This window comes from Nocardioides sp. (genome assembly GCF_047607185.1).
GTDB lineage: Bacteria > Actinomycetota > Actinomycetes > Propionibacteriales > Nocardioidaceae > Nocardioides.
In genome coordinates this window covers 15,898-37,441 of the sequence record NZ_JASGDQ010000092.1, presented here as the reverse complement: position 1 = coordinate 37,441, position 21,544 = coordinate 15,898, and the positions used below count along the sequence as shown (strand labels likewise).

The following is a 21,544-nucleotide window of genomic DNA, read 5'->3' as shown; positions in this document are numbered from 1 at the left end:
GACCTCCTTCTGGTTAGGTGATCCGGCCCTCCGCGATGTCGCGCTCGCGTTGCCGCTTCCGTTCGATGGCTCGGCGGCGGGCGGCGGCGCGCTCGGGGTCGCGCTGCGACCGCTTCGCGTTCTTCGGCAATGCCGGGTGTTTCTCGCCCGTGAGGGCGGACCACACATGCGCGGTTAGGTAGTCACCGATCAGCCACGGACGCTCGTCGCCGTTGAGGGCACGGGCTACCGAGGAGTTGGGGTTCGCGAGTAGGTCTACGAACAGGGACACGCCCTCGGACAGGGAGACGCGCCCCCGCACGACATCTGAGAAAGGGATTCCGTAGAACCGGCGGAAGTCCGCTCGCAGTTCGTGCGGGTAGCGCGCCGCGACCTGTACGAGGTTGGTCAGTTTCCCGAGTCGATCCCACAGTGGGCGAGGTAGGCCTTGAGCATGGCGTTCATCGGGCCACGGCGGAGCTTGGCGGCGTTCTTGAACTTCGCGAAGTCCTCGCCGAGGGCGGTCTTGATGACCTCGACGTCGGCCCCGGCCTGACCGCCCGCGAACGCTTCGGCGATCTGCCACCCGTCGAGCTCGTCGAGGTGGGGGAACGTGAACGGCTTGCCGCCGTGGACGACGACGAACGGGTTCGTCTCGACCTCGTTCCGGTAGGTGTCGAGGTTGAAGTCGACGGTCGGCTTGTCGTTGTGCTGGTTCATACGGTGTCCTTTCGAGGGATGGCGACGTGCTGCTGGGTGACCCCGAGCACTCGGTCGCCGTGGGTGATTTCGACCGTGATCGTCAAGTGATCCGGTCCCTCCGCCGTGGTGGTGGCGGGTGGCTTCTTGGCGGCGTTGATCGCGTCCGCCCGTGCCTGCGCGAGGTCGCGCCGGATGACCGACTCCATGAGTCCTGTGAGGTCGTCGGCGGTGATGCCGCGTCGCTCTGCCTCGGCACGGACGGCGGCATCGGTGACGGTGATCCTGGGCATGGCTGCCCTCCTGCGGTGTCTGCGGTGCCGTGCGGGTATGACCCGGCCAGGACGCGGACACCGCGAACGCGCCCTGGCCGGGGGTCTAGGAACGGCTTGGGTGGGGCAGTCGTGGTGACCTGCCCCGCCCGTGTCCGTGGGTCAGTCGCCTTCCTCGTCGGACTTCTGCTCGGTGAACAGTTCGCCGGTCGCGGTCGGGTAGATGGTCGCGAGGAGGGTGACGGAGGTCAGGTCCGTCTCGTTCTCGGTCTCGTCGCCGTCGACCGTGATGACGGCGTACCGCTTCGTGATGAGGCGACGCTTGGTCTCGCCGTCGCGCGTCTCGAAGGCGACCTTGACCGGCACGGGGCGCGGGACGATGAGCTTCCCGGCGGGGCTGCCGGGCCAGATGAGGGATCGAGTGGTCGCGTTGTCCTCCAAGGCGACGAACGTGCGCGTCAGCTTGAAGTTCCGGCGGGACGTGCGGACGAGGATGCCGCCCCAAGCGAAGTGGTCGTTGGTCTCCTCCTCGCGGGCGGTCGTGAAGCCTTCCTCGCCGTTGAGCAGGCCGACGAGGCCCCACGCGGCGGCGAATGCCGTGTCGACGGTCGCCGGTTCGGTGGCGGCCAGGTCCGGCGTCACGTAGACGTCGGCATCCGCCCACAGACGGGCGTTTTCGGTGTTTCCGGTCATGTTGTGCCCCTCCTATGGGCGTCGTGTTACAGGTCGTGCGGCTTGAGGTTGGCCGTGACGGTGAACCAGGCCATCGGCTCTCCGGTGTCCGGGTCGGCGGCCCTGGTTGGTGCGACACCGGGCAGGACCGACCGCACAACCGGCCCCGCGTATGTGGTGACCAGCGCGTGAACGAGCTGCGCGAGGTCGTAGGCGTCGTCATCGGTGGCGTGCCACACGCTGACGCGGATCGGGACGCGCGTGTTCGCGCGGTTCTGGACGTATCCCGGGCCGTCCTGGCTGACGACCACGAGGGGCGTCGGCCCGGATAGGGGTCGACGGTCGTCCGGGGTGCGCGTGCCCACCGCGACGCCGTCGGCGTACGGTTCGGGCCGGGCGGACAGGTCAGCCCGGAGAGTGACCGCGATCGTTGCCGGTGCGTCCCCGTAGACCGTGATCGGCCGGGCCATCAGCGGCCCCTCACGGACAGGCCCGCAGCCGAGGCGGCGGTGGTGATGATCCCGTACTTCGCTTGCAAGCCGACGGCTCGCGGGTGCTTGACGATCACGGCGGCTGCTCCGCGATCCGTGGTGTACCGCTCGACCACTACCTCGCCGAGGCCGTCATCGGGAAGGCGTGAGCGGATGTTGGTCGCGATGGCTTCGGCCCGGGCGCTCACGGCCTCGGGAATCTCTCCGGTCATGAGGATGCGGCCGATGCCTGCGCGGTCCAAGGTGACGTTCCAGGCCATGTCACGCCCCCTCCCATGCCGTCATCAAGAACTCGATGTGGTCATCGCCGTGGGGGTCGGGCCAGTAGGCGACATCGCCAGTGACCGCGTGCGCTTGGCCGCGATACTCAAGGCGATCAAGAGCGGTGATGTCCGGCGTTGTGCCAGGCTCGGAAAGCACCCGGTATCCGGTGATCCGGGTGTCGGCCGTGCCGTCGACCGCTTCCTGTTGGATGTTCGGCTGCACCGAGAGACGTTCGATCAGGACACGGGAGACAGCGCCGTCCGACCAATCGGCTACCTCATCACCGGCACGGGTGAGACGCGTTCCTGCCCGGACGCGCACGACGGACTGGTTGAAGATCATGCGCGACCTCCGAGCTGGTATCGCTCGACGGCGTCGACCCACCCTTGCGAGACGCCGACCGCTTCGGCCTGGCCGTAGGAGAGAGTGATGCCGCCGACCTGCTTGGACGACAGGCCGCGAATGATGTTGTAGACGACCTCGGCCTGATCTTGGACGGCGACCGCGATGTCGTCCGGGATCGGGTCGAAGCCATAGGTCAGATCGACGGTGATGTTCCTGCGGCCACGGGGCCAAAGGCGGCCGTCGCTGCGCATGAGCGTGCCGTCCGCGTCCCACTCGACCTCGACCGTCGTCCCGTCGATCTGAACGGTTCTGACGTCGGTCACGTCGCGCGCCCGGAGGATCATGTCTCGGGTTCCGGTGCCGTTGGCGAGGATGGTCGTGTCGACCTTGTGGACCTGCCACCGCACCGCCCCCCGGAACCGCGACGAGGCGGCCCGGAGGGCGACGAGGAGGCGGGCGTCCGTGGCAGACACCCGCAACTTGGCGGCGAGGTCATCGGGCGGACACAACAGGGGAGTGGATTCCTCGGGCATCCGCCCCACCTCCTAGCGGCTAGAGCCCTTGCGTGACCGGCTGCGGGTCGGCGTCTCCGGCTCGGCCTCCGTCGGCGCGTCGGCCTCTGCCTCGGCGTCGGCCTCTGCGTCGGCGGCCGTGGCGTCCTGGCTGAGTAGGGCGGCGACGTATGCGGCCGTGTCCGCGACCTCGTCGGCGCTCGCCTCGATCACGGCCCGAATGGCCTCGACGACCTCCGGGTCGACGCCCTCGTCGACCATGTGGGCGAGGTTGCTGACAGCAGCCTCCTGCGCTTCGACGCGGGCCGCGTCGATGTCCCCTTGCGTGAGCCGCGTCGCGTCGTCGGCGTCGCGCTCCGTTCCCGGGTAGCGGCCGAGGTCACGGCGGTTGACGCGTACCCCGTTGATGATTTCCACGGGCATGGCCCGCTCCTTTCGTGTAGGACCGACCGCCCCGCCCGGCGGCACAGGAGGCGGCCGGGCGGGGTTGGGTCAGGAGTGGGTCAGCCCTCGCCGTCGTCCGCCGGGGTCGTCGGGTAGACCGGGGCCTCCGGGTCCTCGATTTCGCCCACGCACATGAGCTGGGGGTTGAGGGCACCGAACGCGGCCCGGGCCTCGGCGAGGACCGCGACGAGGTTCCGGACGAAGAAGTCCTCGTGCGAGTCGGTCGCGGTCAGGGTGGTGTCCTCGCGGTCCCACAGGACGAGGGTCGACCACTCGCCGCCGATGATCTTGTCGTCATCGAGGTCCGGGACCTCGATCCGGGGACGACCCCAGAGGGTCTGAGGACCCTGCGAGAACGGGCCGTTTCCGAAGAACCGACCCTGCGCGTCCTGAAGGAGGTCGATGGCCTCGTTCACCGCAGGGGACACGGCGAAGGCGGTCAGCAGGCCGCCCTTGTCGCGAACCTTGGTGATCATCTTCCGCGCGGTGCGGATGACGTTCCCGGCCCACGGCTGGGACTGCGTGCCCGTGATGTTGAGGAGGCCGTCGAACTCCTCGTACTGAGCGTCCGCCGGGTTGTCCTTGTCGCCCTTGAGCATCTGTCGCTCGAACTCGCGGGCGACGCCGGTCCGCAGGAATGCGTCGATGAGGGTCCGGAGCTGCTTGACGTCGGAGAGCGCGCGCTTGGTGGCGGGCATCCAGTGGGCCACGGTGATGACGTCGGCGGACTGCTTCCGGAACGTCATCTTGCTCTTGGGCTTCACGCCCGCCTGCTTCGCCGTCACGGCGGGGTTGCCGCTGCCGACGGGGTCCTCGGTCGTCGCCTCGTAGACGCCGCGCGCGTTCGACTTGGTGCCGTTCGGGTCGACACCCTCCGGGATGACCTGCGCGTACTCGACCTTGTCGGAGCCGGTGCTGCCGACGGTGACGAGGTCGCGGATACCGCCCGTGTAGGGCTCTCGGTACTCGACCACGCCGAGGTTGTCGTTCTGCACCAGAACGCCAGCGCCGTCGGTGCGGTTGCTGCCGGTCAGGAGGCTCTTGAAGCCGCCGATCTGGACAGCGGGCATGGAGATGCCCTTGACGGACTCGCCGATGAAGCCGTTGTGGTGCTTCATCAGGGCCTTGTAGCCGTCGGAGTCGGTGAACATCCGACCGACCGACGTCGCCTTGCCGCCGAACCCGATCCGGGCACCATTGAGGACCTGCTCGTTGAGGGCGTCGGCGTCGGCCTTGCCCATCAGGTCCGCGATCTGATCGCCCGTCGCGGCGACCGCCTTGAGGGCCTTCATCTTGTCGTTGACCTCGCCGGCCTTCGCCAGGCGCTCGGTGACGGTCGCCTGCTCGTCGTCGGTGAAGCCGCGACCGGCGTCCTCGGCCGCCTTGGCGAGGTTGCGAACCTCGGTGAGGATCTCGTTCCGCTCCTTTTCGAGCGTCGCAAGCATGAGAGTCATGTCGTTCCTTTCGTGGGCATGACAAGGCCCCCGCCGTGTAGAGCGGGGGCCGGGGGATGGTTGGGATTGCCGGTCGGTGTCAGCCGAGCGCGGCGATGTCCGCGAGGAGTGCGACGCTCCGCGGGTCGAGGCCCTTGGCGGCGTGCGTTTCGCCGTCATCGCCGGGGGCGTCCCCGGGCGGGTTCTCGGTCGTGGTGGGCGGTTCCTGTGCGGGGTCCGGGTCTGCGGGGGACCCGGGGGGCTGTGGGGTATCGGCCTTGGTCGGCCGGGGGTACTCGGCGCGAAGCGCCTTGACGTCATCGAGGCGGGTGTCGCGGTTGACGCCGACGAGGCAGGGGCCGACCTCGTGGAGGGCCGAGAACTTGCGCAGTTCAAAGACCTCGCGTTCGCTGTCGCCCTCGCCACGGGTGCCCCACCCGGCCTCGGCCACGTCGAAGGCGAACGAGAACTGCCCGACGCGACGCTGTGCCATGAGGCGGTGGACCTGCTGGGCAACGGCGGCGGCCTCAGGAATGGGGGAGTCGACGTCGAGCGCGCCGACAACCTCGAGTCCCTCGTCGGTCTCGGTGGCCTTCGACGGGTCGGCGGCTCCGATGTGCGAGAACACGTCGGCCCACTGGTGGGACCACAAGACGGGGATCGGGACGCCGCGCGCCGCGTAGTCCGCGAGGACGTCGGTAAACGCGCCAGGCATTACGACGTCGCCGTACGCGTCCACGTTGTTGAAGACCGACACCAGCGCCCGGAACTCGCCGGGGCCGAGGCCGTTGTCGTTTGCCTTCTCGGCCGGGTCGGTGGGGCCTACGGCCTTGACGACCACGCGGGCCGCCTTGGTCATGGTGACCGTCATCAGAGGTTCCTCTCGTGTTACGGCCCGTAGTCGAGCCGACAGGTGCAGTTGGCGTTCTCGGCCGCGTTCCCGTAGTGGTCGCCGGGCCACCTGAGTCCGTTGGAGAACACGTCGTGGATCGCGACTGACTCGCCGTTCTGCGCGGCATGGGAGGGTCGGGGGTTCTTCGATGTGACCCGCCATGTCTTGCGACGTAGGCCCGACTTGCTCGCCGCGTCGTAGGCACCGAACGAGAGCGCGCCGGTGGTGAACGCGCCCGCGAGGGCGACGGCCAGGGCGTGGTCGGACAGGAACTCCTTGATCCGATCGACCGCGCCCGCCGGGTCGTCCGCGACCGTCGCGGCGAGGCCGTCTGCGATGGCGGTCGACCAGCGCCCCGCGTTCGTCGCTGCGGCCTTGGCGATGTATGCCTCGACCATCTCGGGCGACCAGCCCTCGCTGTCGGGGTTCCACTTGTCTAGGACGTCCCATGCCCCGGCCTCGGCGAGACGTTGCATCGTGGCTCGCAGTAGGGGCTCAAGGGCTGCGGTCTCGGCGTCGTAGTCGAAGGCGTCGGAGACATTCGGTATCGACTTGAGGTCGAGGGCTGATCGGATGCGATTGGCCTGTTGTTCCCAGAAGACGGTCAGTCGGACGAGGGCTGCGCCGCGTTCCGCCTCGATAGTCCCCAGGTCCGCCGGGCGGGCGGCCTTCATTCCCGCCCGGTCTGCCCTTTTGGGGTGTTGTCGTCGGGGGCCGTGTCGCGCGGGTTGGCGAGACCGCCCACGAGAACGTTGAGCGGGGTGACGAGTTCGTCGCCGCCCTCGATCGGCGGAAGGTTCTTCTTGGCGCGTGCCTCGTTCGTGAGCATCCACGGTCGCCCGGTCGCTGTCTGGAACGCCTTGGACTCAGCCTCAAACGTGCCGCGAAGCTTGGCGTCGACATCCAGCTCGACGTACTCGTCCGACCCCATGAACTTGGACTCGACCAGGCCGACGTTCAACGCCTGCTCAAGGTTCACGATCCATGAGCCGAGGACGTCCCGATACTTCGCCTCCCGATACGCCTCGACGTTCGAGTACGTCCCTTCGCGCGCACCCAGGAGCTCGGGCGGATAGTGGAACAGCAGACACGCCTCAAGGAGTGTCAGGTTCCGCATCCCGGCCGTGTCGAAGTCCTTGGGATTGAAGACTTCGGCTGCCCTGAGTTTCATCCCATCCTCAAGAATCGGGAATCCGCCCTCGTTACCACCGCCTCGCTTGTATTGGTCGATCCCCGTCTTGAACCGCTCGAAAGCGGTATCGGACCACTTGGGCGCATCGGTCGGTCGTTCGATGACCGCCGGGATTCTCGCGCCGTTCTTGAGCACCTGATGCCGCCACTCGGTGACCGCGTTCAGCTCGTCGGCCACGTCCGAGAGGGTGAGCAGACGGGACGAGACTGTGAGTCGGTTGGCCTGCTGGTCGTCCGGCAGGGCCGACGGTGCGATGTCGAACACGACGCGGTCGAGGGGGATCAACACCGGCTCGCTACTCGGCGGGAAGTACCAGACGCCGACCCGCTCACCTCCGTTGACGCCGATGGCGACGCGGTGGGCAGGCAGCCGCTTGAGCGCGAGGCGGTCGCGTTCGGCGTCGTAGCCGATGAGCGCCGCCCAGCGATCATGGACGGCAAGATCGAGGATGATCTGCTCGAACCATCGGGCCGCCCCGGTTCCCGGGGCTGGGAAGCGCAGCATGGTCGCGATGGGTGACCCGGACAGTCGTTCGCGGTCGGTGTCCGAAGTCCGGCGGTAGTGCTTGATCGGAATGCTGCCGACCTCGCGGGCGATCTCACCCGTCACGGTGCGGATCGCGGGCTGTGTCTCCCACAGGGCGGCCGGGTCACCACCTGCGCGATAGTCCGTCAGCGGGACGGACATAGTGAGCGCGCCCGCCTTGTCGTTGTCGAGGGCGATGATGTCGCCGTCGCGGATGCCGTAGGCCACTGTCACACCACCTGCACCCAGGTCACGGCCGTCATGGGAACAACGACCTGGCCGTCAAGCGGGCCGCTGGTGCCCGATAGGACGGTGGCATGGTCGAGGGCCACCATGTCGGCGTCTGCGGCCACCAGCGTGCCCTTGAACGTCTCGCCCTTGGTGACGACGAGGACCGTCCGGGCGACGTGCCGCTTGAGGTACTTCATGGTCAACTCCCCTCATACGACCAGCAGGCCGCTGTCGCTCTCGTATGCCGATTCCTGCGGCTTGGTCCCGGCCATCGCCTCGGACATCGCCATGACGAGCGCGGCCCAGCCGTCGATCTTGTCTGCGGCGTTTTCCTTGTCAGGCTTGACGTTTCCGGCGGCATCAGTCGCCACCGCGAGGTTGTCGGTCATCCACCGCATCGGACCGACGCCTCCGTGCTGGATCATCGGAACCTTGGACGACTGTCCCGACAGCAGGAGGCGCTTGCACTCCTTGAGTGGGGCGGACATGGAGGCGTATCCCTGCCCGACCTTCACCATCTGGAGGCCGTCGTCGGTCAGTTCGATCGTGAGTTGGGATGAGTTCCAGCGGTCGTACCCGATCGACTGCACGTTGAGTAGTTCGGCGTCCTCGTTGATGGCCTTCCGCACGTAGGCGTAGTCCGTGACGTTGCCCGGCGTGGTCCGGAGCCATCCGCGGCCTAACCAGACCAACGCTTCGCCCGCTGTGCGGTTGTTCAGGTCGTCCAACGCGTCCTCGGGCACCCATAGACGCCAGAGGGCGTCGTAGCCGCCGTCTGTGCGCGGAAGTACCCAGCACAGGGCCGTCAGGTCGGACACCGAGGCGAGGTCGAGGCCGCCGTACGCCATCCGGCCCTTGAGGTTGGCCTCATCGGCGAACGACAGGTCGCCCGCGTTCGCGTCCCATGTGTCGAGGCTGACGTAGGCCGTGACCTGCTTCGTCCTGATGCCTAAGTGGAGCCTCAGGTACGCGGCGAGGGCGGCCGGGTCGTTCTTCGCCTTCTTGGCCTCGGCCTTGAGGTAGGCGGCCGACGGGCTGATGCCGTAGCCGGGGTTCGCCTTCTTCATCGTCTCGACGGCGAACGGGTCGTCGTCGCGGGATGCCGCCCACACGACGCCGTACCAGTGGGGGTCCTTGATGGCACCGCGGGCGAGGCGCTCGACGTACCGCCGCTTCCGGTCGTAGATCGTTCCCGGCTTGCCGCTGTCCGCCGTCGTGATGGTCACCGACAGCGGCTGGGTTCTCGACCCGCGTCCGGTTTCGATCGTCTCTACGAGGTCCGGCGTCTTGTGAACGTGCAGTTCGTCCACGATCGAGCAATGGATGTTCGCGCCGTGCTGCGCATCCGCCACCGACGAGACGGGGATGATGGTCGACGCGGACCGGATGTGAACGACCTTCTCGGCGTACGCCTTGACGCGCCCCTTGAGTGCCGGGGCCTTCTCGGCGAGGGTCTTGATCGGCGTGAAAACGAACTTGGCCTGGTCCTTGCCTGTCGCCGCGGTGACGACCTCCGCACCCTGCTCCCCGTCCGCGCACGCCATGTAGATGGCGATTCCGGCCGACAGGGTCGACTTGCCGTTCTTGCGCGGCACGTCCACGTACAGATCACGGATGATCCGGACGTATGAACCCGCCTCGTCGTCCCAGCGGACCCAACCGAAGACCGGGGCGATGACGTAGGCGATCTGCCACGGGTCGGGCGTGAGCGGCTGACCTGCCCACCGGCCCTTGACGTGTGTCAGCGCCTTGAACGACGCCAGCACCCGGTCGACCCGCTCGAAGTCGAACGCCGCGCCCCGGACGTTCCGCGGCTCCGGCGTCTTGATCGCTGGTGGGCAGGTCGGGAGCGGGATGCCCCGGTCTACGAGGTAGGCGTGGACCTCCGGGGACAGCTTGAGGTCCTTGATCTGCTGTGCCGCCGCCCGCTTCCGCGGGTCGCCCGACCGCGGGTTCGCGCTAGTCGAACGGGTTCCCTTCGTCGTCATCCGCCCCACCCCTCGCGAGCGCCTGCTCGGTCGAGGGAGTCAGGCCGAAGTGGGCGGCAATCGCTCGCAGTTCGCGGGCCGCCTGGTGCTTGATGCCCACCGCCGGATGCTTGAGGGTGCCCTGCCGGGCCTCGATGTAGTAGCCCTCCCGCTTGAGCGTCGCCGTGGCCTCGACGAAGTCCACCCACAACTCGCAGTAGGTCGCCAAGACCTCGGCATCCTCGGGCTTGAGTAGTTCGAGACGTGTCAGTTCCGGCGTGATCCGCCGCCACAGGTCCAGCGCCTCGCCCTCAAGCCAGATGGGCGGGTTCGGCGGTTCGCGCTTGAAGCCCGGCCCGTTCTGGACCTTCCGGCCGCCGCTGTCTCGTCCCTCGCCGCGCCCGTGCAGGAGCTTGAGGTTCGCTGGCTGCGCCGCCTTGCTCATGTCGCTCACCCCCTGGCCTTAAGGATTGACCTCCCCCTACTCGGGAGGTGATCCGCCACGCACGCAGTTACCGCGCCGTGGAAACGGGGGCGGGGGTCGCGTGATCGCGACTCCCTTTCCCCTGTGGGAGGGCGGCCAGTGGCGTGGGCTGGCGTGTGTGCGCCCCCCGGGGGGCCTGGGGTCACGTGTGGGCCTGTCGGGGTATGTGGGCGGATGCCTACCCCCTGTGGGCGCGTGCGCGGTTCCTTGCGGCGTTCTCGCGTCGCGTCTTGGCGTCGTGGCATGGCACGCAGAGGCCCTGCCCGTTGTCGATGTGATGTGCGCCCCCATCAGCGATCGGAATGACGTGATCTGCCTCCGTCGCTGCCGCTATCCCGCAGCATCGGCAGATGGGGTCACGTCGTAGGACTGCACGACTGAACGCCTCGCGGTCGCGGCGGCTGATGGTCTGTCCGTGTTGGCTGCGCTGTTCCCACGGGATGTAGTGGTCGGCGCAGCGTCCGCGCTTCACCGCCCACTCTGAGCAGCCGGTGACGAGGCAGCGGGCCGGGGGTGACGTCGGCACAGTACGTCACCCCCGGTCCTATTCAGTTGTATGCGGGCCATCACACCCGCTGATTGCTCGTCCGGTCCGGTGCCCCGTGATCTACCCGGGCCTCCGGTGGGGAGGGGGAGGGGTACGTGAGGGGCGGGGGCGAGCTGATGGTCAGGGGGAGGGGCCTATCCCTCCGGGTGTACCCCCGGGCTACCCGAGTAGCGGGAGGTCGGATCGGCGGACGGTGCCGACGTCGCGGCCGTCCACGTAGGCGGTGACGGTAGACAGGTCGGGGTAGTCGCTGCCTACGAAGTTGAACCAATCTGTCGCGGCCTTGAGGCCCTGGTCCTTCGTGGCACCGCCGGTCAGGTGGACGATCATCCGCTTCTCTGACGGCGTCTCGATGTGGTCGAAGTGGCAGGCCCAATGTGTCATGGCGGCATCGCACATCTTATCGATCTTCCGGCCGCCGTTCGCGTCGTTGAACACGGCCTCGACTCCTGCCGCGTAGGAGGCGGCGTCGAAGGCCGGCTCACTCGGTGCCGAGGTCGATGGGGTCGGGTCCGGCCCTGTGGCTGAATCCGACCCTGACCCGCAGGCAGCGAGGGTGACGGTGGCAAGTACGGCGATGATGGTTGAGCGAATCACGCGCCGGAGGCTATCCGGGCCGGTAGCGGTCAGGCCACCGGCCCGGGCCGCAACGAACGAACCGCCCGTGCCGGTTGTCGTCGGCGCGGGCGGTTCGGTGCGGCGTGGGTAGCGGTTCTGTATTCCCCGGAGCGAAGGGCGCACGTGTCCCGCTGCGGCCGAGTGTTGCACATAGCCCGGCGGAAGATCGAGGACCCGATTTCGGGGGCGTGTCACAGGTCGCTGTCCGGGCTGTCGTCTCCGTAGATGTCGTCCGCCAGGTCGATGAGTCGTTGCCGTCGTTCTTCGACCTCTCGCGGGGAATCCCCGGGTGGAGGCGGCGGTTCCCGGTGCCACCACTGATTCTCGGCGTACCGCTCGACGAGCAGGGATCGGACGAGGCGGGCGTGGGCGTCGTCGGGGTCAGTCGCCATCGTCCTTGACCGCCCGGCACTCGTGGTCGCGTGCGCGTCGCTCGGCGGCGATCCGGTCGGCATACCAGACCAACCATCCGCATGTCTTGCATGTGGCGACGGTCCCGACCTTGCCCTTCGGCATGTCGGGTGTCCGGCCCTCGGTGGTGTAGGCGATGACGGGGACGCGCTTAGCCACGTGCAGGCTCCGGCGTGTGGACTTGCTTCGCGAACTTGGCGAGGCGGTCGGCTTCTTCGTTCCCAGCGAGTCCAGAGTGGCCCTTGATCCATGCGAACCGGACCTCGCCGTTCCGGGCTAGGAAGTCTGCGATGAACGGCCGCCATAGGTCAGCGTTCTTGACCTTGTGCCATCCGCGGCGGTCCCACCCGTCCCACCATCGTTGTGTGAAGCAGTTGACGACGTAGGTCGAGTCACTGACGACGAGCAGGAGGCCGGGCAGGCATCGGACGGCGTCCCACGCCGCCTTGAGCTCCATGCGTTGGTTCGTCGTCCACGTGTGGCCGCCCATGCCGGACAGGCCGGCGTTCGGGCCGTCGATCACGCACCACGCCCACCCGCCCGGACCCCAGCCACCCGTGCTCGATCCGTCCGTGTAGACGGTCGTGTACGGATGCGTCGTTTCGACAGTCGGAACCTCAGACATCGAGCGGAGTCGGTTCTGCGACGTACACGGCTACGTTGCCCGTGCATGGCGAAACCGAGCATCGTCCCTCGATGATCGGACGAGACGTGACCACGTCGCACCACTCGCGGACATCGTGCGCGTGTTCCGGGCAGTCGTGGACGTGGCCAGGCATTCCACGAAGGATCAGCGACTCGGCGGCGACCTTGTCGCACCTCTCGGACGAGCACTTGAGCAAGTCAGGCATCGCAACCACACGACCCGTTGGCCGCCTTGGTGATGAAGCACCGCGGGCAGACCGGGCGCGGCTTGATTCGGTGGCGGTTCACCGACTCTGCACAGTCGGCGTGGACGACCTGCCGATCCTCGTCATAGACGAGCAGGTCATCGACCTCGATCCCGGCGTCGCAGGCGGCGCACCTGCCCGGGTAGCGGGCGGCGAAGGCGTGAGCGGTCATGGGACGAGTCCTGCCCGCTTGGCGACGGTGGAGATCTTGGCGGCCAGCAGCCACAGCGATCCGCCGTTGTTGCCGGTCAGGTGCTCAACGGCACCGAGGGCCGTAATGGCGACGTCAAGGAGTTCTTCGATGACGTCTGCCGTGTTGTGTGTGACCCCCTTTCTTGGGTTCTGCCCGGTCGCGCCGATGAAAGCCGCGATGACCTCTCCGGCCTCCTCGGTGATCTTGGCTAGACGTCCCCACGTGATGGCCTCGCTATCGCGACCGACTTGGCTCTTGTCGATCCACTCGGATAGTGCGGCGAGGCGGGTAGCGGTCGTGTTCATCCGAACTCCTTTGCTGCTTGGAAGTCAGCGAGGCGGTCGTCGCTGTCGTGTTCTCGATCCCACGCCTGTTGTTCGGCGGCGTCCTCGCACGCCGGGCAGTCGGTCCACCCGCGGCACCCGCGGCGGTTCAGCGGGCACTTCATCGCGGCGTGACCTCAAGGACGAGACGGCCACCGTGCGGGGGTGTGGGCGTGGGCGGGTGCATGGCGTGACCCGAGTAGGGGACGTGACGCCACGAGTCATCGGTCAGGACGTGCTCCTGAACGAGGGCGTCTAGGCACGCCTTGAGAGTTGGCGCGAGGTTGTCGCCGTCACGTCGCCGGTTGTCGGGAATCCAGTAGTGGATCGTGACCTCGGCCCGGTCGATCCGCGGGAGCTTTGCGGCCCTGATAACCCACCGTGCCTCGTGAATCGTGTCCGCGATGGCGTCGTGTCGGCCCTGCCATCCGCCCCGGTCGTTCTGCGAGAGGGGCGGCGTCGACCACGGCAACGGCACGAAGTAGGAAGCCAGCTCAGTCATGGCGTCCCCTGAGGTAGCGGCCGATGATGACGGCGGCGGGCAACTGGAGGGCGAGCCACAGGACAATGCCGACGACGACCCAGGCGAGAGTGTTCACGGGTGCCTCCTGAACTCGCGCCAGAAGCCCCATGCGAGCAGGACGACGGCGGCGACTGCCATGACGAGCGCGCCGATGCTGTCGCCGTTCATGACGCCCGCCGCATCTGCCGCTTGAGCTCGTTGCCGGTGTCGGTGGCGCACGGGCTGCACGACGGCCGGATGTTGTCGCGCCGGTAGGTGCCGCCCTTGATGCCCGGCTTGATCCGGTCGACCGAAAGAGTGTCGACGGTCAGGAGGCGGCCGCACCGGTAGCACCGGCAGGCCGGGACTCCTGTGCCCCGAGCCACGGGCCGGAACCGCTTGGAAAAGAGACCCTCAATGGGACCGGCGTCCACGTCGGCGCGGTAGGTCTGCACGAGCCACTCGCGGCGGCGTCGGCGGTCCTCGGCGTTGCCGGGGTCGCCGCCGTTGTTCTTGCGGGGCATCAGTCGGCCTCCTGTCGGGGGAGGCTTGCGGGGGCGACCGGGACGACGGCGTTCGGGAGCGAGGGGTGTAGCCGGACGATGCCGCGTACGACGCCGTCTGCGTCGATCGTCAGCTCGGTGCAGACGCCGATCTTCCGGCCGGTGTGGTCGAGGACGGGGATCGGCTTCTCAGGCTTCACGGTTCCACGCCTCCCCGAACGCATCGAGGGCCGCGCGTATGCGACGGCCAGCGAGAGCGAGGGCCTCCATTGACCGGCGCAGGCTCTCGGCCTCGACGGTGGGCATCCCGTACTCGGCGCGGATGGCGTTAGCCTGCCGTCGAACCGCTCGGATGCCGATTGTTCGCTCCTTGGCTGCGATACGCGCGACCAGTAGGCGGATCTCGTCGTCCGTCATCGGGCGCGGGAAGTCCGGCGCGTCAGTCATGATCGACCTCGGCCGAGACGCGAAGGGACTTGATCTGACCCCGGAAGCCGATGACCGCGACGACCGGCGCGTCCCCTTGGATGTCGCTACGCATGGCGGTCTGAACGAAGCTGCCGACCTCGTAGAGGTTCATTCCGCGCTTCTGGTCGATCGCCTTGCGAAGGAGAGCCCGAATCGACGCGCTCATGACACGGCCCCGGTCAGCGCGACGCTGATGCCGTACGCAGCGACCCACAGGACGCAGACGATGACGAGGGCCGTGACGATGGCCCGGTCGGTGGGTGGGCGAAGAAGCATTTGTGCGTCCTCCTTGGACGTCAGTTCATATTCCTTGGACGGTGGGGGCATGGGTCGCCCGGCCCGATCCGGGCGACCCTGCTCGGGTCAGTTGATGGCGAGGCGGCTGTCGCGGCAGGACCGGCACTCGACGCCGCGCTGCCCGGTCACCTTCGTCGTGGGGAACCGCTTGAGGGGGAGGGTCTGACCGCACGCGCCCTCGCACTTGTGGGTGGCGTCCGGGCCGGTGACCGTCCATGTCCGCGGGGCGCGGGTGGCGGCCTTGACGGCCGCGACGGCCTTCTCTGCGGCCTTGGTGCCCTTGGCGACGTCGGCCTTGGCCTTGGTGGCGGGGCTCTGCTCCGCGGCGAGGGCGTTCGCGACGGCCGCGCCCGCGGCGGTCAGGGTCCACCATCCGCCGCCGTTCTGCATGTCCTGCTCCTCGGCTGGAATGTGGTCGAACAGGCCGAGGGCCTTGAGGCGAACGAGGACGCCCGAGGACTTGTGGCCGAGGTCGCCGGTCAGGACCTCGCCCCACGATCCCTCGCCCTCAACGATCCCGCCGTCAAAGAACGAGACCTTGCGACGACCGATCGCGGTCATGGCCTCGCGGCCCTTGGTGGTCAGGTTGGCGATGATGGCTGCGGTGTCGATCTGCTGCTTGCTCATGGTGGTTGCTCCTTCGGTGATTGTGCTTGCTGACAGACCCAGCTTGCACGCCTAGCCGTGTAGACACAAGACGAGTTACCGAGATTCTTTGGACGATCTTTCCGAGGCGTCCATGACGTCCGCGAGGTCGTAGGTCGTGCGGCCTCGGTGGTCTCGGCCTTTGGGCTTCAGGTGCCCGCGATGCTGCCAGGATCGGATGGTGGCCGGGCTGACGTTGACCGCGACGGCCGCCGTGATGGTGTCGATAAGGATCGGGTGGGCGGGCCGCCCGGGAGCGGCCCGCCTGCTGTCAGTCGGCATCGGCCCCGCTGTCGTCGGTCAGGCCGACGGAACCCATCGCGGCGAGGTTCGCATCCACGATCGCGGCCGACTCGGAGGGCGTCTCGACCTGCGTCGGGGCGGGCGTGGGCGTCTCGCTCTTGCGGACGTACGGGCCGAGCTGGTCCTTCGTGTACCACCCGCGCCCACCGTGGTCGAGGGTGATCTGAACCTGTCCAGTCGTCCAGTCGGTACCCAGGACGCGGCCCGGGCCGTCGGCGGTGGACACCTTCTGTCCGGGTCGATAGACCCGGGTCTTGCTACGGGCCATGCCCGCCTCCTTTCCGTGGACCATGGTCCACGATCTTTAGACGATCAGCGCACGCCGAACGTCTGTCGGTCAGAACGGGGGTGCCTCGGTGGGCGGTGTCGCCCACGGGTCGTTTGCCGGGGCGCTCGGCGGCGTCTGCCACGGATCGGCCGGGCGGTCCTGCGTGGGCCGCTGCTGGCCGCTGTAGCCACCCTGACCGCCTCCGCCGTCACGGCGCTGGTTCCGGGTCACCTTGGCTGTCGCGTACCGGATCGACGGACCGACCTCGGAGACGTTCATCCGAACCGAGATGCCGGTCCCACCGTCACGCTTCTCGTACGTCTCGGTGTAGACCTCGCCCGTCGTAATGACCCGCATCCCCTTCGTCAGCGACTCGGCTACGTTCTCGGCCGCCTCCTGCCAGAGGGCACACTGAACGTAGGTGGTCCCGACGTCCTCCCATTCGTTGCGGTCACGGTTGAACCGGCGGCGGTTCTCCGCGACGGTGAAGTTCGCGACGGCGCGGCCGGACGGAGTGAACCGAAGCTCGGGGTCGTCGGTCAGGTTGCCGATGATGGTCACTTGCATGGTGGACGTCTCCTAGTCGGTCGTCGGCGCGGGCAGGTTTACCGCCCGCTCAAGGGCGGCGGTCAGGCGGGCGACGTCGCCGCTGGTCAGCGTGACATCGGGAATCTCGACGTCGACCACGACGCCGTCAGTGTCGGACCACAGGGCCGTGACGCGGGCGCTGACGCCTGCCCCGACCTCGATGTGCTCGGTCGGGCCGACTGCGGTCCCACCGACCACGTTTCCCCAGGTGGTCTTGGTGTCGATCATGTTCTGTTCACTCGCTCCCTAGATTGGCTAGACCCGAAACCGTCTAGCGATTGTGGACGATAGTTCATCTTCTGCGTTGGCGTCCAAGGAATCAGGCGGATGTCCGCAAGACCTTTTCGGCAGGTCCCCACACGTGGCGGCAATGCGGCATCCCGCACGCGATGAGCCACTGATTTGGGTCGAACCACAGGGACTCGAAACCGCACTCGGGACAGGTGTCAACGATGCGGAACGGCACGCGTCCCCGGGGCGGGTCAACGATCCGAGACGCGCGGCGGTGCATGGTCCACACCGCCTCGACAACCTCGGCCGTCAGGGTCGGGTCCTCGTCGTTGAGGGATGTCAGGTTGTCCGCGATGATGCTGAGGTTCGTGGATGTGTCACCGGGTCCGTTACCAAACCCGAGGCGCAAGGTGCCGCGGGTCAGGTCGGCGTACCGGCGAACGGTCGAGTCGATCTCGTCCATGAGGTCGATCGGGCCGACGTTGATCGGCAAGTCGGGCCAGACCTTTGTTCCGCGGCGGCCGGTGATGTCGTGCCCGCCCCGGCCGCCGACGGTGTACGCGTCCATCTCGCGGCGCTGTCCTGCGAGCTGACGACACGTGTCGGCGGCGCGGGACAGCCACGCGGCGACCGGGTCACTCATCCGGCACCTCCTGCCCGATGGTCAGCGACCTAATCAGCCGGGCTGACGTGGAGGCGATGGGCACCGGGACGCCGACCCGCTCGCACGCCGTGCGATAGGCGACGTCGATCGGGTCACCGGCGAGCCAGCGTTCCTGAACGGTCCGGGTCCATGCGATCGACGCCCGGGGACTGCGTTCGGCGAGGGCAGGCGGCGGATCGACCGGCGGCATCTCGGACAGGCGCTTGGCCCGCGCCCGGCGGACGAAGTAGCGGATGTCTGCTGGCATGACCCAATCCCGCTTCTCGCGGTAGTGGGCCACGACGGCATCACGGGCCGCCTCGACGGCGACTTCAGGGAGGGCGGCGGCCCATGCCTGCGCGGCCGACTCGTCAACCGTGCGCCGGTCGAACGACGCCGCGACGGTCAGCACCACGGCGGCCTCGGCCGGGGTCACCACGCGCCCCCGATCGCTCGCGGACCGTCGTCGCCGTTCTCGCGTTCGGCGAGGCGACGGGCGACGTCGAGGCCGTCACGAACCCGGTCGTCGGTGGTCTGCCGACGGTCGACCCGTGGCGGATACGGCGGGTCGTCCCAGCGTTCCTGATTGAGCCAAGTTGCCGGGTGGGGCACGAACTGCGCGTCGGGGAGGTTCGGGTCGTCGGCCATGCGACGAGCCGCCCGGACGATGATCCCCCACGCGTCGACCTTGGCGGCCGCCTTGGCGAATGCCTTCCGGGCCGACGCCTTCCCGGTGCGACGCGGATAGGCCGACCAGAACTCGTCGAACGCCTCGGCTGTCATGTCGGCCGCCGTCGCGCGCACGGGTGACCCGTTAGGGTCACCGGACGGTTCAGGATGGTTCAAGGACGGTTTGGGGGCACCAGTGTTCCCCCCGTGACGCCCCGGCCGTTCCCCCCGTTCGACGTCCTCGTTCCCCCCGTTCTGCACGGGTGGAACCTCGTTCCCCTCGTGCACGGCAGGCACCACGTACCCCCCGTGCATGTTGAGGTCGTAGACGGTCGGCCGCCTGTCGGCCCGAAGGTGGGCATTCAGACGCTGGTCCCCGGGCACGATCACCCCGGCCGCCTCCAGCACCCTGAGCTTGTTCTGCACCGTCTTGGATGAACACCGCGCGTAGTCCGCGAGCGTCGCCTTGGACGGCCACGCCCCGCACCCGTCGGCCCCGGCGTGGTCCGCGAGGCCGATCAGGACGAGCAACGCGAGCGGGTCGTCGTTGACCGGCGCGGACTTCAACGCCCACACCATCGCCTCTAGGCTCACGACACCCCCTCGGCGCGAAGGATCGTCGCGTGCGGGGCGATCAGGGTTTCGGCCGCGTCGACCTGCGCCGGGTCGATGTCGACCGACCAGGACGCCATTCCGCGGCGGGAGGCGGCCCATGCGATCGACCCGCGGCCACAGTAGGGGTCGGCCACGGCCTCGATCCCTTGCCGATCGAGGAACCCGAGGGCGACGCCGAGCGCCTCGGAGTCGGTGGCGTTCGGGTAGACCTTCGACCCGGCCTTGAACACGTCCGGTGTCGCCTTGCCTGCCCGTCCTGCGACCGAGACGGCGATCAGGTGCGAGTACCCGGGACGGAACAGGTCGACCGACATCCTCCGGACGGCGATCTTGTGCCACACGACCTCGGCCCCGACGCGATGCGCGGCCTCGACCACGAGGGCGGCCTTGGACAGGAGCCGGCCGTCGTGCCGCCGGTCGGTCTGATAGAAGATCGCGTAGCCGTGTCGGTGGGTGGCGAGGATGGCGTACGACGCCGCGTTGACGAACCACGTCCGCCACGTGTCGATGTCCATTCCCGTCTCGGCCGCGTCGGGGAGGGACGTGAACACGGACGGCACGAAGTCCTCGGCCCCGAACCGGCGGGCGGTCCATGTCGGACCGTCGCCCACGACGAGCTCGGCGGTCGGGTTCACTCGGTCACCGCCTCGTCGTCGGCGTCCTGGGCGAACAGCTCGGCCGCCGCCGCCTTCGTCGCGGCCCGGGCGTCACCCTTGACGAACACCAGCAGGTACTCGTGGACGCGCCCAGCCTTGCGGGACGCGTCGAACTGCTTCGGTGTGCGGACGGCGGCCGTCCCGATCGGGGTCAGGAGGATATGGTCGTTGTAGAGGTCGGCCCCGGCGTCTTGGAAGGCGCGGATCGTGTCGGGCACGAGGCCGATGCACGAACCGTCTCCGCCCTTCTCGCGGACCTCGCCGACTACCCACGCCGCGAACCTGTCAGGTCGGAGCAGGTCGACGGCGGAGCGGATGATGCCGCGGTACGCATCGAGGAAGTCGGAGTAGGTCATGTTCGACAGGTCGGCCGGGTCGTCGGAATACTTCTCGAGGAACGCGTACGGCGGGCACGAGAAGATCAGGTCGGCCTCGTAGTCCGGGGCCAACGACGGCAGGACGGCGGCGCTGTCCCCTGCGACCCATCGGGGCAGGACGTCGCCCGCGATGTGCGCCTGCTCGCCGTTCGCCTCGACCTGCTCAGCGCGGAGTTCCACGCCGAGGTAGTCGCGGGCCATTGCCCCGGCGACGACGCCCCTGACGGACCCGCCCGCGAACGGGTCGAGGACACGGTGCCCGGGCGCGCTGTACCAGCGGTACACCAACTCGCAGAGGGTCGGGGAGAAGGTGGACGTCTGCGGCGTCGTCTCGTCGTTGCCGATCGGCTTTCCGTCTGGCCGGACGTACGACATGCCCATGTTGTAGGTCTTGACGTCCCGGCCTTCCTCGGACCTGATCCCGAGTGACTTCCACTTGCGATCGCGGGCGAGCCATGCAGTTCCCCGCCGGTCGAGGACGGTGAACGGCGGCTCGGTGTACCGCTCACGTAGGAGGTTGGAGGCTTGCGGCGTCATGTCGAACAGGCCGCCGTCGTCTCCGATCACGCTGTCGGTCATTGGACGATAGTTCACTTTCCCTGGACGGTGACGGCACGCCAAAGGAGGGCGGTGTTGCCGTAGGTGGACTTCCCGACGGCGTCGGGCACCGGCTCGACCTGACCGTCACGGGCCAGTTCGTTGCACCGGGTGCGGACGGACGACGGGGACGCGGCGGGCCAGATGGCAGGCGTCTCGGAGTGCCGGTCTGCGAGGAACCGGATCAGGTCGTCATGGGTCATCGGCCCCTGCGTCTGCAAGGCGACAAGGACGGCGTCGCGGACGCGGGGGCGGCGGCTGATCGGTCCGGCCGACGCGGCGACCTGCTTCGACGTCACGGGGTCGGTCCGACGGACCGGGAGGGTTTGCATCATGGTTCGCTCCTGAATGGGTGATCTTTGACTTCGTGAGGCGCGACCCAATGGGGGCCGATCGGCAACCAGAAGGCGCGCCCGTGGCGTAGGACAGGCCGCTCGGCTGGGTCGGCCCATGACGGGACGATCAGGCCGTGAGCGGTGGCGATGATGGGCTCGCGGTGCACCCACCTGTGACAGCCCGGACACAGGGCGACGAGGTTCTCGTGACTGTCCTCGCCGCCGCGTGACCGGAGCTTGCGGTGATGGCACTCCCACGCGTCGGGGTGCATGGCGACCCCGCACCGGTCACAGTTGCCGCCCGCGCGGGCGTAGATCGACTCCCGGAGGTCGCTGTCCATCGTCGGTCTCCGTAGCCCGCGACGCTTCGCTGTCCGGCCCTTGATTGGTTCCGGCTTCGGACCCGGATCGCGGCGACGACCGCGAGACGTCTTGGCGACGAGTGGGGTTCGCCGGGCGATCG

At 68.2% G+C, this 21,544-nt stretch carries 39 protein-coding genes; all 39 read right to left on the bottom strand.

Features of this window, described 5'->3' with window-relative positions:
• Positions 1-13 precede the first annotated feature (13 nt).
• Positions 14-271: a hypothetical protein gene (locus QM595_RS11115; protein WP_415171615.1), complete on the bottom strand. Its 258-nt coding sequence runs from the start codon at positions 269-271 to the stop codon at positions 14-16.
• Positions 272-387: 116 nt separating this feature from the next.
• Complete coding sequence (locus QM595_RS11110) at positions 388-699, bottom strand: hypothetical protein (RefSeq protein WP_415171614.1); 312 nt, start codon at positions 697-699, stop codon at positions 388-390.
• Positions 696-971, bottom strand: coding sequence for a hypothetical protein (locus tag QM595_RS11105; RefSeq protein ID WP_415171613.1), 276 nt, complete (start codon positions 969-971; stop codon positions 696-698). Before QM595_RS11105 ends, QM595_RS11110 begins: the two co-directional genes overlap by 4 nt.
• A gap of 141 nt (positions 972-1,112) precedes the next feature.
• A complete protein-coding gene (locus QM595_RS11100) occupies positions 1,113-1,643 on the bottom strand; it encodes a hypothetical protein (protein WP_415171612.1) in 531 nt (176 codons plus the stop codon).
• Positions 1,644-1,669: 26 nt separating this feature from the next.
• Entirely contained in the window at positions 1,670-2,092 is a 423-nt protein-coding gene (locus QM595_RS11095) for a hypothetical protein (protein ID WP_415171611.1), read from the bottom strand.
• Entirely contained in the window at positions 2,092-2,373 is a 282-nt protein-coding gene (locus QM595_RS11090) for a hypothetical protein (RefSeq protein ID WP_415171610.1), read from the bottom strand. Before QM595_RS11090 ends, QM595_RS11095 begins: the two co-directional genes overlap by 1 nt.
• Before the next feature lies 1 nt (position 2,374).
• Positions 2,375-2,719, bottom strand: coding sequence for a hypothetical protein (locus tag QM595_RS11085; protein ID WP_415171609.1), 345 nt, complete (start codon positions 2,717-2,719; stop codon positions 2,375-2,377).
• Positions 2,716-3,255: a hypothetical protein gene (locus tag QM595_RS11080; RefSeq protein WP_415171608.1), complete on the bottom strand. Its 540-nt coding sequence runs from the start codon at positions 3,253-3,255 to the stop codon at positions 2,716-2,718. The genes QM595_RS11085 and QM595_RS11080 overlap by 4 nt, the downstream gene beginning before the upstream one ends.
• Before the next feature lie 12 nt (positions 3,256-3,267).
• Complete coding sequence (locus tag QM595_RS11075; RefSeq protein ID WP_415171607.1) at positions 3,268-3,657, bottom strand: hypothetical protein; 390 nt, start codon at positions 3,655-3,657, stop codon at positions 3,268-3,270.
• Positions 3,658-3,737: 80 nt separating this feature from the next.
• Positions 3,738-5,132 (bottom strand): phage major capsid protein, encoded by a 1,395-nt coding sequence (locus QM595_RS11070; protein WP_415171606.1) that lies wholly within the window; start codon positions 5,130-5,132, stop codon positions 3,738-3,740.
• 79 nt (positions 5,133-5,211) lie between these two features.
• On the bottom strand, positions 5,212-5,982 hold the full coding sequence (locus tag QM595_RS11065) for an HK97 family phage prohead protease (protein WP_415171605.1): 771 nt from the start codon (positions 5,980-5,982) through the stop codon (positions 5,212-5,214).
• Positions 5,983-5,999: 17 nt separating this feature from the next.
• Positions 6,000-6,677, bottom strand: a complete 678-nt coding sequence (locus QM595_RS11060) for a hypothetical protein (protein ID WP_415171604.1) — start codon at positions 6,675-6,677, stop codon at positions 6,000-6,002.
• A complete protein-coding gene (locus QM595_RS11055; RefSeq protein WP_415171603.1) occupies positions 6,674-7,948 on the bottom strand; it encodes a phage portal protein in 1,275 nt (424 codons plus the stop codon). The genes QM595_RS11060 and QM595_RS11055 overlap by 4 nt, the downstream gene beginning before the upstream one ends.
• Before the next feature lie 2 nt (positions 7,949-7,950).
• The gene (locus QM595_RS11050; protein WP_415171602.1) at positions 7,951-8,148 is read right to left on the bottom strand and encodes a hypothetical protein; all 198 of its coding nucleotides are present in this window, start codon (positions 8,146-8,148) and stop codon (positions 7,951-7,953) included.
• 12 nt (positions 8,149-8,160) lie between these two features.
• Positions 8,161-9,939, bottom strand: a complete 1,779-nt coding sequence (locus QM595_RS11045; protein ID WP_415171601.1) for a terminase large subunit — start codon at positions 9,937-9,939, stop codon at positions 8,161-8,163.
• The gene (locus tag QM595_RS11040; RefSeq protein ID WP_415171636.1) at positions 9,911-10,363 is read right to left on the bottom strand and encodes a phage terminase small subunit P27 family; all 453 of its coding nucleotides are present in this window, start codon (positions 10,361-10,363) and stop codon (positions 9,911-9,913) included. The genes QM595_RS11045 and QM595_RS11040 overlap by 29 nt, the downstream gene beginning before the upstream one ends.
• A gap of 217 nt (positions 10,364-10,580) precedes the next feature.
• Positions 10,581-10,874, bottom strand: a complete 294-nt coding sequence (locus QM595_RS11035) for an HNH endonuclease (RefSeq protein WP_415171600.1) — start codon at positions 10,872-10,874, stop codon at positions 10,581-10,583.
• A gap of 234 nt (positions 10,875-11,108) precedes the next feature.
• Positions 11,109-11,546 carry a hypothetical protein gene (locus QM595_RS11030; RefSeq protein ID WP_415171599.1) on the bottom strand — a complete coding sequence of 146 codons (438 nt, stop codon included), beginning with the start codon at positions 11,544-11,546 and terminating at the stop codon, positions 11,109-11,111.
• Between the two features lie 402 nt (positions 11,547-11,948).
• Positions 11,949-12,137: a hypothetical protein gene (locus QM595_RS11025; protein ID WP_415171598.1), complete on the bottom strand. Its 189-nt coding sequence runs from the start codon at positions 12,135-12,137 to the stop codon at positions 11,949-11,951.
• The gene (locus QM595_RS11020) at positions 12,130-12,603 is read right to left on the bottom strand and encodes an RNase H family protein (protein ID WP_415171597.1); all 474 of its coding nucleotides are present in this window, start codon (positions 12,601-12,603) and stop codon (positions 12,130-12,132) included. Before QM595_RS11020 ends, QM595_RS11025 begins: the two co-directional genes overlap by 8 nt.
• Positions 12,604-12,821: 218 nt before the next feature.
• Complete coding sequence (locus tag QM595_RS11015) at positions 12,822-13,040, bottom strand: hypothetical protein (protein WP_415171596.1); 219 nt, start codon at positions 13,038-13,040, stop codon at positions 12,822-12,824.
• A complete protein-coding gene (locus tag QM595_RS11010; RefSeq protein ID WP_415171595.1) occupies positions 13,037-13,366 on the bottom strand; it encodes a MazG-like family protein in 330 nt (109 codons plus the stop codon). The genes QM595_RS11015 and QM595_RS11010 overlap by 4 nt, the downstream gene beginning before the upstream one ends.
• A 139-nt stretch (positions 13,367-13,505) precedes the next feature.
• Positions 13,506-13,886 carry a hypothetical protein gene (locus tag QM595_RS11005; protein ID WP_415171594.1) on the bottom strand — a complete coding sequence of 127 codons (381 nt, stop codon included), beginning with the start codon at positions 13,884-13,886 and terminating at the stop codon, positions 13,506-13,508.
• Positions 13,887-14,071: 185 nt separating this feature from the next.
• On the bottom strand, positions 14,072-14,410 hold the full coding sequence (locus QM595_RS11000; RefSeq protein ID WP_415171593.1) for an HNH endonuclease: 339 nt from the start codon (positions 14,408-14,410) through the stop codon (positions 14,072-14,074).
• Positions 14,410-14,589 (bottom strand): hypothetical protein, encoded by a 180-nt coding sequence (locus tag QM595_RS10995; RefSeq protein WP_415171592.1) that lies wholly within the window; start codon positions 14,587-14,589, stop codon positions 14,410-14,412. Before QM595_RS10995 ends, QM595_RS11000 begins: the two co-directional genes overlap by 1 nt.
• Positions 14,579-14,836: a hypothetical protein gene (locus QM595_RS10990; RefSeq protein WP_415171591.1), complete on the bottom strand. Its 258-nt coding sequence runs from the start codon at positions 14,834-14,836 to the stop codon at positions 14,579-14,581. Before QM595_RS10990 ends, QM595_RS10995 begins: the two co-directional genes overlap by 11 nt.
• Positions 14,829-14,969: a hypothetical protein gene (locus QM595_RS10985; RefSeq protein ID WP_415171590.1), complete on the bottom strand. Its 141-nt coding sequence runs from the start codon at positions 14,967-14,969 to the stop codon at positions 14,829-14,831. Before QM595_RS10985 ends, QM595_RS10990 begins: the two co-directional genes overlap by 8 nt.
• 251 nt (positions 14,970-15,220) lie before the next feature.
• Positions 15,221-15,781: a hypothetical protein gene (locus QM595_RS10980; RefSeq protein ID WP_415171589.1), complete on the bottom strand. Its 561-nt coding sequence runs from the start codon at positions 15,779-15,781 to the stop codon at positions 15,221-15,223.
• A 75-nt stretch (positions 15,782-15,856) separates the two neighbouring features.
• Entirely contained in the window at positions 15,857-16,081 is a 225-nt protein-coding gene (locus QM595_RS10975) for a MerR family transcriptional regulator (protein ID WP_415171588.1), read from the bottom strand.
• Positions 16,071-16,370, bottom strand: coding sequence for a hypothetical protein (locus QM595_RS10970; protein WP_415171587.1), 300 nt, complete (start codon positions 16,368-16,370; stop codon positions 16,071-16,073). Before QM595_RS10970 ends, QM595_RS10975 begins: the two co-directional genes overlap by 11 nt.
• Positions 16,371-16,439: 69 nt before the next feature.
• The gene (gene ssb, locus QM595_RS10965) at positions 16,440-16,937 is read right to left on the bottom strand and encodes a single-stranded DNA-binding protein (protein ID WP_415171586.1); all 498 of its coding nucleotides are present in this window, start codon (positions 16,935-16,937) and stop codon (positions 16,440-16,442) included.
• 12 nt (positions 16,938-16,949) lie between these two features.
• Positions 16,950-17,186 (bottom strand): hypothetical protein, encoded by a 237-nt coding sequence (locus QM595_RS10960; RefSeq protein ID WP_415171585.1) that lies wholly within the window; start codon positions 17,184-17,186, stop codon positions 16,950-16,952.
• 91 nt (positions 17,187-17,277) lie between these two features.
• On the bottom strand, positions 17,278-17,832 hold the full coding sequence (locus QM595_RS10955) for a hypothetical protein (protein WP_415171584.1): 555 nt from the start codon (positions 17,830-17,832) through the stop codon (positions 17,278-17,280).
• Positions 17,825-18,268 carry a hypothetical protein gene (locus QM595_RS10950; protein ID WP_415171583.1) on the bottom strand — a complete coding sequence of 148 codons (444 nt, stop codon included), beginning with the start codon at positions 18,266-18,268 and terminating at the stop codon, positions 17,825-17,827. Before QM595_RS10950 ends, QM595_RS10955 begins: the two co-directional genes overlap by 8 nt.
• Positions 18,265-19,095, bottom strand: a complete 831-nt coding sequence (locus tag QM595_RS10945; protein ID WP_415171582.1) for a helix-turn-helix domain-containing protein — start codon at positions 19,093-19,095, stop codon at positions 18,265-18,267. Before QM595_RS10945 ends, QM595_RS10950 begins: the two co-directional genes overlap by 4 nt.
• Positions 19,092-19,751: a hypothetical protein gene (locus QM595_RS10940; RefSeq protein ID WP_415171581.1), complete on the bottom strand. Its 660-nt coding sequence runs from the start codon at positions 19,749-19,751 to the stop codon at positions 19,092-19,094. The genes QM595_RS10945 and QM595_RS10940 overlap by 4 nt, the downstream gene beginning before the upstream one ends.
• The gene (locus tag QM595_RS10935) at positions 19,748-20,728 is read right to left on the bottom strand and encodes a hypothetical protein (protein ID WP_415171580.1); all 981 of its coding nucleotides are present in this window, start codon (positions 20,726-20,728) and stop codon (positions 19,748-19,750) included. The genes QM595_RS10940 and QM595_RS10935 overlap by 4 nt, the downstream gene beginning before the upstream one ends.
• An 11-nt stretch (positions 20,729-20,739) precedes the next feature.
• Entirely contained in the window at positions 20,740-21,081 is a 342-nt protein-coding gene (locus QM595_RS10930; RefSeq protein WP_415171579.1) for a hypothetical protein, read from the bottom strand.
• Entirely contained in the window at positions 21,078-21,422 is a 345-nt protein-coding gene (locus tag QM595_RS10925; RefSeq protein ID WP_415171578.1) for an HNH endonuclease, read from the bottom strand. The genes QM595_RS10930 and QM595_RS10925 overlap by 4 nt, the downstream gene beginning before the upstream one ends.
• Positions 21,423-21,544 lie beyond the last annotated feature (122 nt).